This is a genomic window from Curtobacterium sp. PhB128, from assembly GCF_004340725.1.
Classification (GTDB): Bacteria; Actinomycetota; Actinomycetes; order Actinomycetales; family Microbacteriaceae; genus Curtobacterium.
Genome location: NZ_SLUR01000003.1, coordinates 275,999 through 292,457 on the forward strand (window position 1 = coordinate 275,999; position 16,459 = coordinate 292,457).

General features: G+C 64.9%; 16 protein-coding genes. 2 read left to right on the plus strand and 14 right to left on the minus strand.

Translation table 11 applies throughout. The features are described 5' to 3' along the window. Positions 1-240: 240 nt before the first annotated feature. Together EDF23_RS07565 and EDF23_RS07570 are read right to left on the minus strand one after the other, a co-directional pair. Complete coding sequence (locus EDF23_RS07565) at positions 241-570, minus strand: hypothetical protein (RefSeq protein WP_207895458.1); 330 nt, start codon at positions 568-570, stop codon at positions 241-243. A gap of 127 nt (positions 571-697) precedes the next feature. After that, positions 698-1,027: a hypothetical protein gene (locus tag EDF23_RS07570; protein ID WP_111086112.1), complete on the minus strand. Its 330-nt coding sequence runs from the start codon at positions 1,025-1,027 to the stop codon at positions 698-700. 260 nt (positions 1,028-1,287) lie between these two features. Between EDF23_RS07570 and EDF23_RS07575 the strand changes: the two genes are divergently transcribed. Further along, positions 1,288-1,758 carry a VanZ family protein gene (locus EDF23_RS07575; RefSeq protein WP_159573953.1) on the plus strand — a complete coding sequence of 157 codons (471 nt, stop codon included), beginning with the start codon at positions 1,288-1,290 and terminating at the stop codon, positions 1,756-1,758. Positions 1,759-1,822: 64 nt separating this feature from the next. On the opposite strand, the gene EDF23_RS07580 is transcribed toward EDF23_RS07575, so the two are convergent. From EDF23_RS07580 to EDF23_RS07600, 5 genes are all read right to left on the minus strand, one after another. Further along, complete coding sequence (locus EDF23_RS07580) at positions 1,823-2,383, minus strand: sortase (protein ID WP_111086114.1); 561 nt, start codon at positions 2,381-2,383, stop codon at positions 1,823-1,825. Positions 2,384-2,758: 375 nt separating this feature from the next. Then, complete coding sequence (locus EDF23_RS07585; protein ID WP_131921286.1) at positions 2,759-4,579, minus strand: DUF4012 domain-containing protein; 1,821 nt, start codon at positions 4,577-4,579, stop codon at positions 2,759-2,761. 35 nt (positions 4,580-4,614) lie between these two features. Further along, a complete protein-coding gene (locus EDF23_RS07590; protein WP_131921287.1) occupies positions 4,615-5,586 on the minus strand; it encodes a GDP-L-fucose synthase in 972 nt (323 codons plus the stop codon). Next, complete coding sequence (gene gmd, locus EDF23_RS07595; protein ID WP_131921368.1) at positions 5,586-6,614, minus strand: GDP-mannose 4,6-dehydratase; 1,029 nt, start codon at positions 6,612-6,614, stop codon at positions 5,586-5,588. The genes EDF23_RS07590 and gmd overlap by 1 nt, the downstream gene beginning before the upstream one ends. Positions 6,615-6,732: 118 nt before the next feature. Then, a complete protein-coding gene (locus EDF23_RS07600) occupies positions 6,733-7,626 on the minus strand; it encodes a polysaccharide pyruvyl transferase family protein (RefSeq protein ID WP_165901051.1) in 894 nt (297 codons plus the stop codon). A 361-nt stretch (positions 7,627-7,987) separates the two neighbouring features. Between EDF23_RS07600 and EDF23_RS07605 the strand changes: the two genes are divergently transcribed. Further along, positions 7,988-8,839, plus strand: coding sequence for a glycosyltransferase (locus EDF23_RS07605; protein WP_165901052.1), 852 nt, complete (start codon positions 7,988-7,990; stop codon positions 8,837-8,839). On the opposite strand, the gene EDF23_RS07610 is transcribed toward EDF23_RS07605, so the two are convergent. From EDF23_RS07610 to EDF23_RS07640, 7 genes are all read right to left on the minus strand, one after another. Then, complete coding sequence (locus tag EDF23_RS07610) at positions 8,840-9,943, minus strand: acyltransferase (protein WP_131921290.1); 1,104 nt, start codon at positions 9,941-9,943, stop codon at positions 8,840-8,842. A gap of 131 nt (positions 9,944-10,074) precedes the next feature. Beyond that, on the minus strand, positions 10,075-11,442 hold the full coding sequence (locus tag EDF23_RS07615) for an O-antigen ligase family protein (RefSeq protein WP_131921291.1): 1,368 nt from the start codon (positions 11,440-11,442) through the stop codon (positions 10,075-10,077). Between the two features lie 129 nt (positions 11,443-11,571). Further along, complete coding sequence (locus EDF23_RS07620; protein WP_131921292.1) at positions 11,572-12,843, minus strand: oligosaccharide flippase family protein; 1,272 nt, start codon at positions 12,841-12,843, stop codon at positions 11,572-11,574. Between the two features lie 3 nt (positions 12,844-12,846). After that, positions 12,847-13,998, minus strand: coding sequence for a glycosyltransferase (locus EDF23_RS07625; RefSeq protein ID WP_131921293.1), 1,152 nt, complete (start codon positions 13,996-13,998; stop codon positions 12,847-12,849). Then, positions 13,995-14,561 carry a serine acetyltransferase gene (locus EDF23_RS07630; RefSeq protein WP_131921294.1) on the minus strand — a complete coding sequence of 189 codons (567 nt, stop codon included), beginning with the start codon at positions 14,559-14,561 and terminating at the stop codon, positions 13,995-13,997. Before EDF23_RS07630 ends, EDF23_RS07625 begins: the two co-directional genes overlap by 4 nt. A 4-nt stretch (positions 14,562-14,565) precedes the next feature. Beyond that, a complete protein-coding gene (locus EDF23_RS07635; RefSeq protein ID WP_131921295.1) occupies positions 14,566-15,663 on the minus strand; it encodes a glycosyltransferase family 4 protein in 1,098 nt (365 codons plus the stop codon). Continuing rightward, positions 15,663-16,430 carry a WecB/TagA/CpsF family glycosyltransferase gene (locus tag EDF23_RS07640; RefSeq protein WP_131921296.1) on the minus strand — a complete coding sequence of 256 codons (768 nt, stop codon included), beginning with the start codon at positions 16,428-16,430 and terminating at the stop codon, positions 15,663-15,665. The genes EDF23_RS07635 and EDF23_RS07640 overlap by 1 nt, the downstream gene beginning before the upstream one ends. Positions 16,431-16,459: the final 29 nt, after the last annotated feature.

The following is a 16,459-nucleotide window of genomic DNA, read 5'->3' on the forward strand; positions in this document are numbered from 1 at the left end:
CACTTTCGGGTCGAGATGATGCGGGCGCTGATCAACGGCCGTCGGTTCAGGGAGGACGGTCGTTGGCGCCGGGTCGATACTGGCAGGTCTCGATACCGAAGTGGGGACGGGACGGGTCCCCAATAGAGGGGACCACTCGTTGTGGGGGTAGGCGCACCTCAGGGCCGCGTCACCCGCTCGGGCACTGGAAAACCCCACCGGGATCCGGTGGGGTTTCGTGGGGGTCGAGCGTGGTCCGGATCAGGCGGTGACGCGGATCACGTCGGGCAACAGCACGTGTAGCCGCTCGGCCAGCCGCGTCTTCGCCTCGTCAAGCGATCGGAAGTCCCCGACGTACTCGCCGAACGTGTCGGCAACGAAGAAGTGCGTGCCCTGCCGGTCGACGGTGCCGCCGTAGTACCCGCCGTAGTTGGCGACCCAGAGCCCGGCGTCGGGCTGCGCCCAGCTGATGCGGACGCGAGTCGGCGCGGTGTCGGCGACGACCTGCGCCTCGATCTCGGCGATGACCTCGATCGTCCGGGTGTCCAGCGTCACTTCGGTCTGCAGGTGGTGATCGGCGGTCATGCTCATGGTGGTGCTCCTTCGGGCTGTGCTGCGTGCTGGTGCTGCGTACTGGTGCTGCGGGCGTCGCGGACGCCGATGGTGCGTGGTTGGACAGGCGCCGGTGGTGCTGGCCATGCGGTGGCGCCGGTGGCGCCTACTCGACCGGTCGGATGACCGACGGGAGCATGACGTGGAGCTGGTCCTCGAGCTTGGTCTGCGCTTCTTCCAGCGATGCGAACTCACCGACGACCAGGCCGAAGGTGTCCGAAGCGACGAAGCGGCCGTCGCGCTTGTCGACGCTGCCACCGAAGTACCCGCCGTAGCCGGCGATCCACTCGCCCTGGTCTTCCTGCACCCAGGTGACCTTGGCGCGGGTCGGACGGGTCGAGGTCGCCGCGTCGGCTTCGAGGATCGCGATGGTGTCGACCGTGTCGGTGTCGAGGGTGACCTCGGCCTGCGTCGCGTTGTTGACGGTGATGCTCATGTCGCTCTCCTTCACGATCCGGGGTACATCTGCTGACACGAGAACGCTACGAGAACCACGGCCCGAACCGCCAGCGATGCCCGTTGATTCACGGGTTTCGTCAATGCGACCCATCGGCGTCCCCTGGGTTTCCGGGGTGGTGTGACGTCTTTCCGGGGTACACGCGTCAGATCGGGGTACTCGTTTTCCGGACCTCCGAGATGCGTCACGGAATGACGGAGACGCCCATCCGGGAGGCCCGACTCACTACCGTCGGTCGGGTGACCTCCGACAGTCCCCGCGATCCAGGGCGCGCCCCGGCCACCGGACGCAGCCGTCGGGTCGCGACGTGGCTCGCCGCCGCCTACGGCGTCGCGGTGGTGCTCGTCGGGTTCTGGGGTTCACCCGTCGACGCGGCAGCCGGTCCGACGCTCGACCGGGTGATGGCGATCGCTCATCGCCACGGGGCCCCCGACTGGTTCGGGTACGGCACGATCGAGTCGCTGTCGAACGTGGTCTTCTTCGTCCCGCTGGGCCTGCTCGTGGTCCTGCTCGCGGGCGCTCGGTGGTGGTGGGCCGGTGCGGCTGCGGGCGTGGTCGTCAGCGTCGGCATCGAGACCGGCCAGGCGCTCTTCCTGCCCGCGCGCACCGCGTCACTGGCCGATGTCCTGGCGAACGGTCTGGGAGCGGTCATCGGAGCCGTCCTGGGCGTCCTCGCGCTCGCGTGGGCGGCACACCGCCGGCGTCACTGACGCGCGGACACGACGAAGCCCCCGGAGCGATGCGCTCCGGGGGCTTCCTTCAGAGGCTCGAGTCTCAGACGGACTCGCGCTGGCGACGGACCGAGCCGCGGACCAGCAGCAGGCCACCACCGAGGACGACTGCGCCACCGGCGACCCAGAGGGCCAGGGCGGACACGGTCGAACCGGTGAATGCGAGGGTGCCGTCGGTGCCGGAGCCAGCACCCGCAGCCGGGACAGCAGCAGCAGCGTCAGCCGGGGCGACGGTGAAGGCGGCGAAGCCGACGACACCCGAGGTCGCGCCGGTGGCGGTCAGGTTGTAGGTACCCGAAGCGCCCTTCGGGAAGGTGACCTTGACGGCGAGTGAACCGTCGGAGGCAGCGGTGTAGGTCTTCGAGACGGTCGTGGTCGGCAGCGCGCCGAGCGTGACCGCACCGGCACCGGTGACCTGGACGTTGACGGTCTCGTTGTCCTGGAACGCACCCTCGGTGAAGTTCACGGAGGCGGTACCACCGGCAACGGCGGTGCCGGAGACGGAGACGTCGGAGTCAGGCGTGTAACCGGCGGCGTTGGCGACGGTCGGCGTGGCGAGCAGTGCGGCCCCAGCCAGCACCACCGCAGCGATGAGCTTCTTCATGTGGTTCCCCTAAAGATCTGAAAATCCAGACCCTGACACCCAGAGCCCGCTGATCCGCCCGTGGTTGTCCCCGGCCAAGAAACTGGCGGTTGCGATGGCGAAGTTGTCTCAATCTACCGGAGTTTCACAGCTCGGTACCAGATGGCGTGGATTTCGGTCATTGGTCGTCATGTGTTCATTCCAGACGAGCGCGCGACCGAGTCGCCGTCATGATGCCATCGGGCTGAATCCGACGAGGAAATCCCAGGTCAGGCGAACATTCAGCCGAACCCCCACGAATCCTGACCACCGCATCACCAGCCTGTGACGTCGGACAGCCGCGATCGATCACCCCCGGAGTGGGGGCGCCCGATCCGCGTTAACGGGACGGCGGGCTCACCCGGCGGCGAGAGGCTGGTCACACTCGAACGCGATCGGCCTGGCCTCGGACTGGCGGACACCCGGGGTGGAGCTCGCCTGCACGGGGGCTTTCGCGTACTTGCTCTCGCCGAGGAAGGCAACGCGGTAGGTCAGGCTCTGGCCCGGTGCGAGCAGCGTCTGCAACTGCGCCACGGGGTGTCCGCCATCCGTCGCCGTCTGCACCGCGGTCGTCTTGCCGTCCTTGGCTGCGCCGAGGAAGATCGCGCTCTCGGGCGCGTAGGTCGCGATCAGGGTCTTGATCTTGCCCGGCTCCACACCGAAGTCGCCGCCACCCGTGACGTACTCGGGCAAGCTCGTCGCGGCGTCGGCGGGTGCAGTGTTCTTGATGGTGACCTCGACGACCGACGTGGGACGACCGTCTTTCCGGCACACTGAGCTGCCGACTGACACGGTCTTCTCGAGGTAGTAGTCCATCTTCGAGCCGGTGCCGTCGTTCAGGTACACCGCGAACTCTCGTGACGACGCCGACTCGGTCGGGAGTTCGCCGGCCACAGCGGTACCGCTGATGCGGCGCTGCTCGGCCCGGTCCGCGCTCCACAGGCGCAGTCGGTCCTCGCCGGAGCTCTGGCTCAGGGCGGAGACGAACTGCTGGGGGTCGAAGTCACCACTCGCGACCTTGTCGAACACCGCGCTGGCGGCGGAGGCGAAGAAGGCGTCCTGCACGACCGGGTCCGGGTACCTCGCGTACACGTCGCTCAGTAGGAGCTTGACCGCGTTGTCCGACGTCAAGGTGTCTCCGGTCGGCAGTTTCACCGGGCCGGTGGCCTCGAGGATGTAGCTCAGCGTCACCGGGTCCATCGCCAGCACGCCGTCGACCTGTTCGCCGAACTTCTGCTTCCACATGGCCCGAGCGAGCTTCGCCGAGACGTCGAAACGCGGGGTCAGGGTGACGTCCTGCATGTACTTCCCGGTGATGCTGCCGTACAGACCAGTCGTGTCCGGGGTCAGCGGCAGGATCGGCTGCGCGTACGGACCGAACGAGCCACCGGACGTCTGGTTCTGCAGGTGAATGGCACCGTCATCGGTCTGGAGGAGCGCCACGGCACCCGGGATCCCGCCACCCGCGCGCAACTCGGCGTTGTTCTGGAACAACAGCAGGTAGTTCCGTTCACCGTCGTTGCCCAGCATCGACGGCGCGAGCTGCACGACCCGGTTCGCGGTGGTCACCTGCGCAGAAGCGGACGACAACGCGTTCCGTAGCTCGGCAACCGCGGTCGTCACCGGGGACAACGTGTCACTCGTGTCGATCGCGTCCGCATCGCGGTCAGCCCGTGCCAGGGTCGTCGTCGCCTTCGCGACGGCCGGCTGCGCGTCCACGATCGGCTGCAGGTCGACCTTGCCGTTCTTCGGCGCGAACGAGTCGGTTCCGAGACCGCCGATGACGTCGGCGACCGGGGTCACCGCGTTCCGGGCAACATCGTCCACGACGACGGAGACCTGGCGGACTGCACGCAGGTTGGCCCCGAAGAACGGGACGTTCTGCGAGGCCCCCCAGATCGGATCACCCGTCAACGAACGAGCTGCCCCCGCTTCACGCTCCAGGTGCTTCGCGGTCTTCTGCGCGGCGGCGGTGTCGCCACCGGTGAGTTGGGAGCGCAGTGTGTCGACGTCACCGACCGCTCGTTCGAGGTGTCCCTTCGCGAGCGCACCACGCACTCCCACCCAGGCGACGGCGAGGATGAGCAGCAGGACGAGGGCGAGGACGATCCACAAGACGATCCGGGCCCTGGATCCCCGGTGTGCTGCAGTGCGTCGCGACTCGGGCAGGTCGGACATGACGCGATCCTACGGTTCCCCGTGTCCAGCCCACGTCACTGACGCACGGTGTCCACGTGTTCGCGGTACCAGTCGATGGTGCTCCGCAGACCGTCCTCGAGGCCGATCTGCGCAGTCCAGCCGGCATCCGCGAGCTTGGATACGTCGAGCAGCTTCTGCGGCGTGCCGTCCGGCTTGGTGGTGTCCCAGACCGTCTCGCCTTCGAAGCCGACGATCCTGCCGATCGTCTCGGCGATCTCCTTGATGGTGACGTCGGACCCGGTCCCGACGTTGACCTGGTCCGGACCGTCGTAGTGCTCCATCAGGTGGAAGACCGCCGCCGCCATGTCGTCGACGTGCAGGAACTCCCGACGGGGCGAGCCCGTCCCCCAGTTCTCGACGCGCGCCGCACCCGTTCGTGCCGCTTCGTCGTACCGGCGGATGAGGGCCGGCAGGACGTGCGAACCGGTGGGCGAGAAGTTGTCGCCCGGGCCGTAGAGGTTCGTCGGCATGGCCGAGATCCACGGGCGCCCGAATTGCCGCCGGACGGCCTGCACCTGCAGGATGCCAGCGATCTTGGCGATCGCGTACGCGTCGTTGGTGGGCTCGAGGTGCCCGGTGAGGAGCGCGTCCTCGTGGATCGGCTGTTCGGCCATCTTCGGGTAGATGCACGACGACCCGAGGAAGACGAGCCGCTCGACGCCGTGCTCAACAGCCGCGTCCATCACGTTGACCTGGATCTGCAGGTTCTCGCTCAGGAAGTCGTGCGGGTAGGTGTTGTTCGCCATGATCCCGCCGACCTTGGCTGCCGCCAGCACGACGTGCTTTGGCTGCTGCTCGGCGAAGAAGGCGAACACGGCGCCGCGGTCCTTCAGGTCCAGCTCGGAGGAGCTCCGCCCGACCAGGTCGGTGAAGCCCTCCGACTCGAGCTTGCGCCAGACCGCCGAGCCCACCAAACCGCGGTGTCCCGCGACGTAGACGCGGTCCGCGCGGTTAATCGGACCGGGAGTGAAGTCGGTCGTGGTCATCAGGATCCCCAGCTCTCGAGTCGGACGGTGTCGATCCACGGGCTGCCCTCGTGCTCGAGGGCGGCGATGTCCGCGTCCACCATGATCCTCGCCAGTTCGGCGGTGTCGACCGTCGCCTCCCAGCCGAGCTTCTCCTTGGCCTTCGACGCGTCACCGACCAGCGCATCCACCTCGCTCGGTCGCAGGTACCGCTCGTCGAAGCGCACGTGGTCTTCCCAGTTCAGGCCTGCGTGGGAGAACGCGGTCGTCAGGAAGTCCTTGACCGTGAAGTCACCGCCGGTCGCCAGGACGAAGTCGTCCGGCTCGTCGACCTGCAGCATCCGCCACATGCCCTCGACGTACTCGGCGGCGTACCCCCAGTCGCGGACGGAGTCGAGGTTGCCGAGGTACACGTGGTCCTCGAGGCCGGCCCTGATCCGCGCGACTGCACGGGTGATCTTCCGGGTGACGAACGTCTCACCACGTCGCGGCGACTCGTGGTTGAACAGGATGCCGTTCACCGCGAACATGCCGTACGCCTCGCGGTAGTTCCGGGTCACCCAGTAGCTGTAGACCTTCGCTGCACCGTACGGAGAACGCGGCCAGAACGGCGTCTCCTCGTTCTGCGGCGGCGGGGTCGCCCCGAACATCTCGGAGGAGGACGCCTGGTAGAAGCGCGTGTGGATGCCGGAGACCCGGACCGCTTCGAGCATGCGCATCGTGCCCACACCCGTCACGTCACCGGTGTGTTCCGGCTCGTCGAACGACACCCGCACGTGTGATTGCGCCGCGAGGTTGTAGACCTCGTCCGGCTTCAGTTCGCTGAGGAGGCTGACGAGTCGTGCACCGTCGCCGAGGTCCCCGTAGTGCAGGAACAGCTTCGCGCCCGACTCGTGCGGGTCGACGTAGAGGTGGTCGATCCGCGAGGTGTTGAACGTGGAGGCGCGACGGATCAGGCCATGCACCTCGTACCCCTTGCGGAGCAGCAGCTCAGCCAAGTACGAGCCGTCCTGTCCGGTGATGCCCGTGATGAGCGCGCGCTTCGTCATGTTTCCCCAGCTCAAGCGCCAGCCTCCGGGCACCGCCCCGAAGCGTGGCTGGACGCAACGATTCGTCAGCATAACGGCTGCCGCCACTGCGCCCGATGTCTGCTCCGATTTCGGCCGGTCAGGCCGCAACTCGGAGGTGTAGCTGATCACCGAACGGTGCCAGCCACGTCTCCGCGTAGGCGGAGAGCTTCCCGTAGTTGTTGTCCGTAGCGATGACTTGGCGCCCCATCTGTAGACCGATGAGCATCGCGTGGAGGCGATCGGTAACGATGGTCTCCCCTTGCGACAAGAATCGGACGCCTCGCTGAAAGCGTCGCTCCGCCTTGGACATCCAAGTGCGCGGTGCGTGTCGGAAGAAGATCTTGAGCGGCGGGACCTGGTGCGCACGATTCGACCACCACCGGAGCAGATCGAGGTCCACTGGATCGCGAGGCCAATCGGATCCGTCAACGAGAGTCCGTGCAGATTCGCCGTCCCTTCTCAGAAGGGTCACCACCTTCGCGATCGGCGCCGGTGCCTCGATCGAACCGAGCATGTGGACGGCGTCCGGGCTCATCACAACCTTGGACATCATGTCCCTCACAGCGACCGCCGACCGGTGGTCCCGTACGGCCAAACGTGTGTTCGGGCGCGCCGCGAACCTCCGCGCGAAGCTCTCCTGGGACGCAGGTGAAGTGAAGTGAACCGTCTGCGGCTCTTGTATCAGCAAGGTCTCGGACCGAAGGTTCTCGGCGAGACGATATCGATGCTGATCGGCATCCGGGTAGAGCCCACCGACGTTGCCACCACCGTGGATCACGACCGTTGTCTTCGTATCCAGAGTCGATCGACTGAGCGTTGAGCGACTGTTGACCTTCGTCAACCTGATACCAGCATCATCCCAGAAGCGACGCTGACCCAACGCGATCGCGGAGTCACCGATGTTTCCGTGGTCGGGGAAATCCGTCAGCACCACTTCGGCGATCCCCGAGTGCAGCAGTGCGAGACTCGACCGAGTCTGTTCACGAAGCACTACAACAGGGTCATCCACAGGCCCAACAGTGTCCCAACGGCCCTGTTACTGCAAGGACTAGCATGGTTCTCGCATCTAAAGCAGCGCGTCGGGCGAACGATCGGCATGATCGGAGCCAGATGTTGCCATTTGCGTCGCTGCACCGCACGTCAGTCGGTTGAGAATCGCCGTTGCCCGGACAGCCTCAGTACGGGCCCACATGGAGCACGTAGGCGACTCGCTCCCTGCCCTCTTCTGGACGGGAGCCGTTCTTCGTCCGACGTCACCGACGCCTCCAGTACGATCACACCGAGCTCGCCTTCTGCACGCTTGGTCAGTACCTCCGCCACCCGCACGCTTGATCAGTACATGGAAGCCATCGATGCGTCTGTCCCTCCTCATGCCCGCTCGGAACGCCGCCAAGACGATCACTGCGAGCATGAGATCGACACTTCGAGCCCTTCCCGCCGACGCTGAGCTTCTCGTTCTCGACGATGCAAGCAGTGACAAGACGGCTGAAATCGCGAGCGCAACGGGCGATGCACGCGTCAAGGTATTCCGGTCGAGTGCGCCGTCGGGGGTAGCCGGAGCCTTGAACGTGCTCCTGATGGAGGCGCGCGGCGACTTCGTGGCAAGGATGGACGCCGATGACATCGGCCTACCCGGACGATTCGAGTTCCAGCTCACCCAGTTCCGCAGGCCTCTCGACATCATCTTCGGCGGAGTGGTCCACTTTGGAGCTCGCGTCCGGATTCCCTACCCTTCGCCGCCGATCGCCCTGGGCCCAAGCGCCTTTCCTTCGGCTCTGTTGATCGACAACCCCGTCGCACACTCGACGATGATGGCCCGACGGGGGCTGCTCCTGGAGCTCGGCGGCTACCGCCAGTGCCTTGCCGAGGACTACGACCTTTGGATGCGCGCGGCAGCTCGAGGCGCGCGCATCTCGCGTCTTGCTCGCCCGGTCACCGCGCTGAGGAGGCACGGCGGTCAGGTGACAGCGAACGAAGGATGGGCGGCAAGAGCAAGCAGTGAGCCTGAGTGGCAAGAGTCGTACGCAGCACTGGCTGTAGCGACGGGTCAGATTGCCGCAGATCCGACCCTGCTCGCCAAGGTGAACGCGTGTATGACGATCGAGTCAAAGCGCGCTCTTCTCCTACCAGGCATCTTGGACGCCATGCAGGACCTTAGTGCTCGGGATGCTCTTGCAATGAGGATCCTCATCGGGCGCGGCTGATCAGCCCACCGCAGCGCCGCGCGGGGAAGCAAGTCTGGAGGCTGCCCGCTTCGCTGCAATGTGAGCCGGTCGCTCGACGAGCCGGAAGAAGATGTAGGCGACTGCAATAGAGACAGGGATGCAGACCAAGGGCGTCAGCCAAGCCAGGTCGACCGGGAGGAGCGTCCCAGTGGCGACCACGATGGGGTCGTGCGTGAGGTAGAGGCTAAACGATATCCGGCCGAGCCACTGCACCACCGGCCGCTCCAAGAACGAGCGAGCACCCGGCCACCTGACCGCAGAGACCACGATCGTGAGCGCGGACAAAAGTACGATCGGCATTGTCGCTGCGTTGCTACCCGGGATCAACGGCTCAAGCCACCACTTACAAGTGATACCGATGAGACCAGCACCCATGAGCCATGGCCATTTTCGACTAGTCGACTTCTCTGGCCGGGAAAGCATTGGCGCGAGGACCGCACCGATCAGGAACATTGGAAGGTAGACCAGCAGGCCCTTGTCGTGGGTCAACGTTCCGAATGTACTCAAGCCAATCGCTCCCACTATGAGCGGGATTTCCCATCGTGCAGAGCGCAGAGCGATGAAGACATATAGAGGGAGCAAGACGGAAAACGCTACTTCCCACCGCAGGGACCATAGCGGCGGATTCAGCCAATCCGGCGAAACCAATGTGGCATTGCGGACAAAGGCGACGAGAGAAGGCGCTTGATCATGGTGTTCCATCCATATCCCGCGTCCAGCTGTGCCTTTCCGAGGCACGGCCAGAGCGAGGGCAAGGGCAAAGACCACGGCGGCAATGACGGGCAAGTAGAGCCGTATCAGCCGCGAGGGGTAGTACGCCTTCCAGTCGTAGCGCCTACGAAGCGCTGGCAGAGTGAGTACGAGCCCGCTCAAAATGAAGAACACGTAGACCGCCTCGGGCCCAGCCCATACGAGATGCATCGGCGACGCAACCAACCACGCCAGCCTCGCTGGCGTCGGCTTGTCGAAGTAGACATCGCCGAGAGGCGCCACCGAGACGAACGAGTGATGGATGAGAACGACTAGAGCGGCAATTCCACGAAGTCCATCAAACGCGCCAATTCTGTTGGCAGGCTGTTCCACGGTGCGTGAGCCTACAAGCTGCCATCGACAAAAGCCAGCCCGACACTCACCTGATCTCTCGCCTCTTAAGAGACGGTCTTCGCAGCCCGACCGTCTTCAGGTTCGGAATTCCCGACACGATAGCGCCCCGATCAAGCCGCTGGCGCGCCTTCCGGCGAGGTGACGGTCTTACCCGAGGAGACCGCAGTCCGCTGATCGACACCTTCGACCCTTCGCGGTCCGATTGCGAGAATGATCCCGACGGACCACCAGAATGGCACCGCCCCGAACGGCGCTTCGAGGACAACTCCGAGTGATGCGACTGGAAGGATCGCGATGGTCGTCAAGGCCGCTGTCGCGACGACGTCATCTTGGGCCGCGACACGCAGCCGCCGGAACAGCGTGAACACAAGTGACAGGACTACTGCCGCTGCAAGGACCACGCCGACTGCCCCCATGCGGGCGTAGATACCGACGAAATAGTTGTGCGGACTCCGAACGTTGTCGTAGGTCGTACCCTCGAGGAACGTCAGCGTTCCAGATTCCGACAGGAAGTCGTTTCCGAATCCGCTGCCGATGATTTGTCGGGACGGCGATGCATTCGTCCAAGCGATCACCTGCGACCAGACTAACCGCCGGGCATTCTCTGTACCCTTCGCGCTCAACTGGCCTTGCGTGGTGGCCGCGGAGGCATCGATCGTCGCAATGATTCGCTGTCCCGCGCCGGTGAGCGGCAAGACAAGCATGAGAACTGCAACGGCAATCGGCACGAGCATCTGGGAGAAGAGTCGACGTCCGCTACGAGCAGGAGTGCTCACATAGAAGATCAGGTAGGCGACGAACATCGAGGCAACGACGCTGATCAACCCAGCGCGCGACTGAAGCGAGAAGGCGTCAATCAGAGAAACGACGATCGCCAAGATGGACCAGAAACGCTTCGTCGTGCGGAACGCTCGGAGCAAGAACGTCCCGGCCCCGATTCCGAGGATCGCCATGTCGATGTCCGGCCGAAGCTGGAAGATCCCTGCGGCACCGCCAGGGAGCGGGATGCCCGTAAACCCTGTGAAGATCGAAACGGTGGCCCACACAAGATGGAAGGCCAACGCAAGCCGGAAGATGCGGGCTGTTCTGTCGCGGGCGCTCTTCGTCGAGCGCGCGATCGATGCAGCGCTGACGTAGGCAACGAAGACGTAGATGAACGGTGCCGAATCTCGGATCCAGTCGCTCACTGGCTCGCCCTGTGTCAGCGCAAACGCAACTCGGATGAGGATGTAGCCGAAGAAGAGGTGTACGGCGAGGCCGGGTTGGTCGCGAGCGAACAGATCGTCGCGCAACTGCTGGCCCCGCATGTGTCGCGAGATGAACCACTGCGACAACCCGAGGAACAGAAGAACGTCGGTCAAGAACAGTGGGGAAACTCCGATGTAGGAGCCCCAGCGACTCGCCGCGAGGATCAACGCCACGGCACTCGTGCCGACGACGACTCGGGTCGACTGGCGCTGCAAGTCCCCCGAAGCCATGGGGGAAAGCTAGCACGGTCGGTGCATCCTTCGACCTTCCGATGGTCGGGCGTCTCCGCCACCCGAGCCAACGCGACAAATGCACTCCCCGCCAAGACCTGTGCTCGGCTCAGCGATGGGGCGTCACGCTCAACCGAGCTGGCAGAGAACTCCGAGCGCTGCCCCGAGTGCAGCCGTGAGCGCGAGACTCAAACCGACAGCTCGATAAGGAGTTGCACGGCCACATCCGAACGCGAGGAGCACGAGGAGCAGAAGCTCGCGGCCGAGGTAGACCCATGCTGCTGACTCGACGCTGTGCGCTGCAGCAACGGCGATCGGAATCGCGAGAACGACGCCCACTGCCTTGATCGGCGTCCCCCAGGCGAGTCGCCCGCGAGCCATCAGAACCGGGGCGAGCGACCAGGTGATCGTCGTCACGAGGATGCTGAGTGAAGCGGGGTAGACGGCATCGAGAGGCTTCGTCCAGGCCGGGCCGAGGAACGGGCGCAGTATGAATTCCGTACCGACGTTGAGCACCACGACCAGAGCGGCCGACAGGAGGGCGGCTCTCACGAGGAGCACGTTGGCCGCACCTCTCACATCGTCAACGCCATCGGCCTTGTCAAGCCGGACCCGGAGCACGTTGGCTGTTGAAGAGGACACCGCGTCGCCCGGGTTCCGTGCCACTGCCATCGCCAGATTGTACGAACCGAGGGCAGCCGTGCCAGCAATCGCGCCGAGCAGAATGCGATCAGCTTGCCCTTGCAACCAGCCGAGGATGAAGAATCCGGACGAGTGACGAAACTCCCTGGTGAGGGTAGTGCCTGCACCTAGTGCCTCAACGTGAGCGGGTAAGCCCAGTCGGGCGGCAGCCCGGTGAGCGAGTACCGCAAACAGGAGCTCTGCGAGCAGAACCTGCAGTGACGCAGCCGCGAGACTGCGCGTGAGAAAGAGCATCGGGACGGACACGACGAGCGAGAGGCCAGACACCAGCAGCTGCAGGTTTGCCAGGCGGCGCCATTCATCGCCCCGCTGTAGGAATCCGAGCGGGATGATCGAGTACGAATTCGCAATCGGCACCGCGACGAGCGGGAGCAGGGCGAAGATCTGGGTGTGCAGCTCTTCGGGGAAGGCGAACCAGAGAAGCCCGATGGTGACGAGCATTGCAACGACTCCGCCGATGCTTGCCCACCTCCGGTATCGAAGGAGGAATTGGTACGAGTCCCTGTTGGCCAGGCTCGGCACAACGACCTGGCGGATCGCGCCATCTAGGGCCGAGTAGTAGAAGGTGAGGACGAGCATCGGCCAGGCGTAGAGTCCGATGACGACCGGCGTCACGTACTGTGCCAGCAACACCATCAACAGGGCGCTGGCAAGCCTCGGAAACACCCGTTCAATGAGCGACCAGATCAGACTGCGCATCGATCAGCTCGCCGAGACCGAGATCGCAGTGGCCGCTTCGGTCCTGCCGACAGCACCGACCCACTTCTCCCCGCCGGCTCGGACATTGCGCCGCTCTTCGAAGAACTGCCGAGCGTGGACCCCGTACTGCTGCACTGCTTCGCGATCTGACACGAGCTTCGAGACGGTCGTCGAAATGAGGGATACAGACTCAGGCGGTGCCACCAGCCCGGCGTCCGCTGCGAGGACGTCTCGAGCTGCCTGCCCGGAGCCTGAGCCGAGGTAGAGCACTCCTCGCCCGGCTGCCATAGCGGCGTACACCTTCGACGGAACGCACGTGCCCGTCGCGCTATCGGCGAGTGAGACGACGTGGATGTCGGCAGCCGCATACGCTGCTTCCAGTTGCGATTCGTCGACAAAACCACCGATCCGGACATTGCTAGCCGGAGTGCCTGCCAAGTACGCGGCGACACGATCGACCTCGCTTCCGGAGCCGTTGATCGAGAGCTCGACATCACGCCGGTTCGCTACAGCCCTCACCAAGGGCAGTAGCGGGTGAAGGTCACGAGCAGAACCGGAGTAGAGGAGCTGCAGCGGGCCACCGCGATCGCCGACCGGCGTTGCAGCCATGTCGCGGTGCCACAGCGGGATCGTGCTCACCTTGCCACCGGTGACCGCGGAGAGAGCGTCTGCCATGCACTCTCCGATCGTGACGACGTTCCCACTACTTCGGAGCGCTGCGCGCTCAACGGCAGCTCTGGCCTTCGACAGAGGCCCGCCTTGATCACGCGTCAGTCGGTAGAGGTCCATGACCCAGGCAACATCCGTGACCCGCCCACGACTGAGACGTCGTGCCAGGGCTCCGACGAACGGGATCCCCGACGGCACATCTACGGTGATCACGACGCGGATTGCGCGCCTGCGGCGCCAGACGAATCTGGCCGCAGATCCGAGAAAACGGATCTCTGACAAGAGACGTCTCGCCTTCGCTGCGGCGTTGCCGCCGGAGAGGACAATTTTCTCTGGGCGGATCGCGATGACAGCGACTCTCTCGCCGCGCCGCCGCAGCTCACCGGCCAAATCATGGACGGCCTTTGCGACTGCGTCGCGCTCGGACGCGGCATACCCGTAGGCAACAACGACAAGGTCGTCGTGAGAGCGGCGCGCTGTGCTCACCGGCGCACGCTCCTCGCTGGGTTCCCGACCACGGTGTCCCCGTCGGGCACGTCCCGAACAACGACCGCGCCAGCTCCGACGTTGGCGCTCCGTCCCACAGTCACCGCGCCAATGATCAGCGCTGCGGCTCCGACATCCACCCCATCGCGGACGAAGGGCGCACGCTCGCCCGGTCGTTTGTGCCCGATCACGACGCCGTTACGCAGCGTTACTCCCGAACCGATCAGCGCGTGGTCGTTCACCACCAAGCCGGTTCCGTGGAAGATGGTCAGCCCGGGGCCCACCATCGTCTTCGGGCGGAGTTCGATCCCGAGCACGAACTCCGTTGCGAGGCGGTACAAGATCACCGCCGGCAACGATCTCCTCCGCGGTCGAGCGCGGCTCCGCATCAAGAATTGGCAAACGCGCAGCCCGGTGAGCACGAGTTGTGACTTGACATCACCACGGTTGGCCCGCAGATCGGCTCGCAATGTCCTGCGGAAGCCTGCGAACGACTCGAACGGCAGCAACGCGGCCTGCGCCTCCGCGGTCCCACCTCCCAGAACTAATTCGTCCGTCACCATGCCGCTACTTCCTCACGCTCGAGATAACACGGGCCCAGCCAGCGCGGAATGCGTCTCGCGAATGCTGCTCGTCGAAGGTTCGCCGAGCACCTTCGGCAAGTCGTTCCGACGTCGAGGCGTCGCGGGTGATGCTCTGAACAGCGGCGGACACGGAGTCGACGGTAGCCGCCCCGACTAGCCGCCCGTTGAAGTCATCGTCAACGAGCTCGCCGATCGCGCCGAGATCGGACGCGACAACCGGCACACCGATGCTGAACGCCTCGATGATCGTGAGCGGTTGCGCCTCGAACCGGTACCGAGACGGGAACACCAGCAGCTCCGCCGACGCCAGTGCAGCCCATTTCTCCTCGCCGAGGAGCGGTCCACGGAACGCAATCCTGTCGGACAGCCCGACTCGAGCAACGCGGTCGCGGAGTGAGGAAGTCACAGCCTCGTCGACCGTCGGACCGATCAAGGAGAACGTCTCCTCGCCGGGGCCAGCGGAGATCTTGATCGCCACCTCCACGAAGACGTCAGCACCCTTCTCCTCCAGGAGGTTGGACAGGAAGATGACGTGCCCGCGTCGTCGGGGCGCGCGTTTCGTCGGCGGCGTCTCAACGGTGTTCTTGATGATCGTGATCGACCCCGCGGGGACGAAGTCAACGATGTCGGCCACCAGGGATTCCCCGAGGCAGACAGTGACCTTGCCTCGTCCGAGTAATCGGCTCACAAGAAAGCGCCACACTTTGCCGCGCTGGGCAAGTTCCCGGTAACCCCTCGTATGGACGTAGTTGACGGTTGGTACACGGAACAGCCGGAGCAACTCGCCGAGAACGACATCCACGAGGAACGAGAACGGCCGGTTCGTGCAGAAGAACACACAGGCACCTGGGCGTTGGAACAGCGCGATCAGGAGCCGTCCGGCAAGGGCCGGAGCCGCACTGATCTTCCGAAGCGACACTGAGCCGACTTCACCGATGTCTCGACTGAAGCGCCGGTCGACGAGAATGGGCGTCTCCCCGAGCTCGCGGAGTACCTCGAGGAGGATCTTGGTGATCAGTGTCGAGCCGTGCATCGGCGGCGGCACCTGACTGATCACGACGATCCGACGACCCGAGATCATCAGCGGCTCCTGATCACGGCCGCAATGAACACGAAGTTGCCGATGAGGTACCGCCGCCAAAGCCGCTTGGGCTCCGACAAGAGACGGAATACCCACTCCACGCCGAGAGTCGTCATCCACTTCGGCGCTTCACGCTTCGTACCCGCGGTGAAGTCGAACGCAGCGCCGACAGCGCAGGCAACAACCGTCAGCGACGCGGCGAGGCGACGGACCTCGAGATCCTGTTTCGGCGTTCCGAGACCGACCCACACGATGTCGGCCCGTGCATCCCGGATCAGCTCATCCTGAGCGATGATTTCTCCCGGCGACATTGGTCGGAAGGGTGGGCTGTACGCCCCGGCGATGATCACCCCGGGGTGCCGAGCCTCCAGATTCCGCTGCAACCTGATCAACAACTCCTCTGACCCACCAAGGAGGAAGTGTCGGACGCGGGACTCCCGGCCCTGATCCATGACGTCGTGGAAGAACTGCGGACCACGAACCTGCCAGAGTCGGTGTTTGGACAGTCGTGTCACCCAGCTGAGCGGTTTGCCGTCGGGGAAGTTGTACGCGTCGCCCGAAAGCGACTCGCGGAACACCTCGTCGCTCTGAGCAAGAGCGATCGAATAGGCATTGACGAGATGAACCGCGGCACCGGTCGCCGAATCAAACTGAGCCGCCTGGATCACAGCGGATGCAGCCGCTGCGGGCGTGGCAGCGACGATCGGAAGGCCACCGAGTCGGCGCCGAGGTAGTGATTCCATAACTGGCGCTGCGTGAGCGGTCATGACGACCTTCCTTGTGCGGTGAGGGGGAC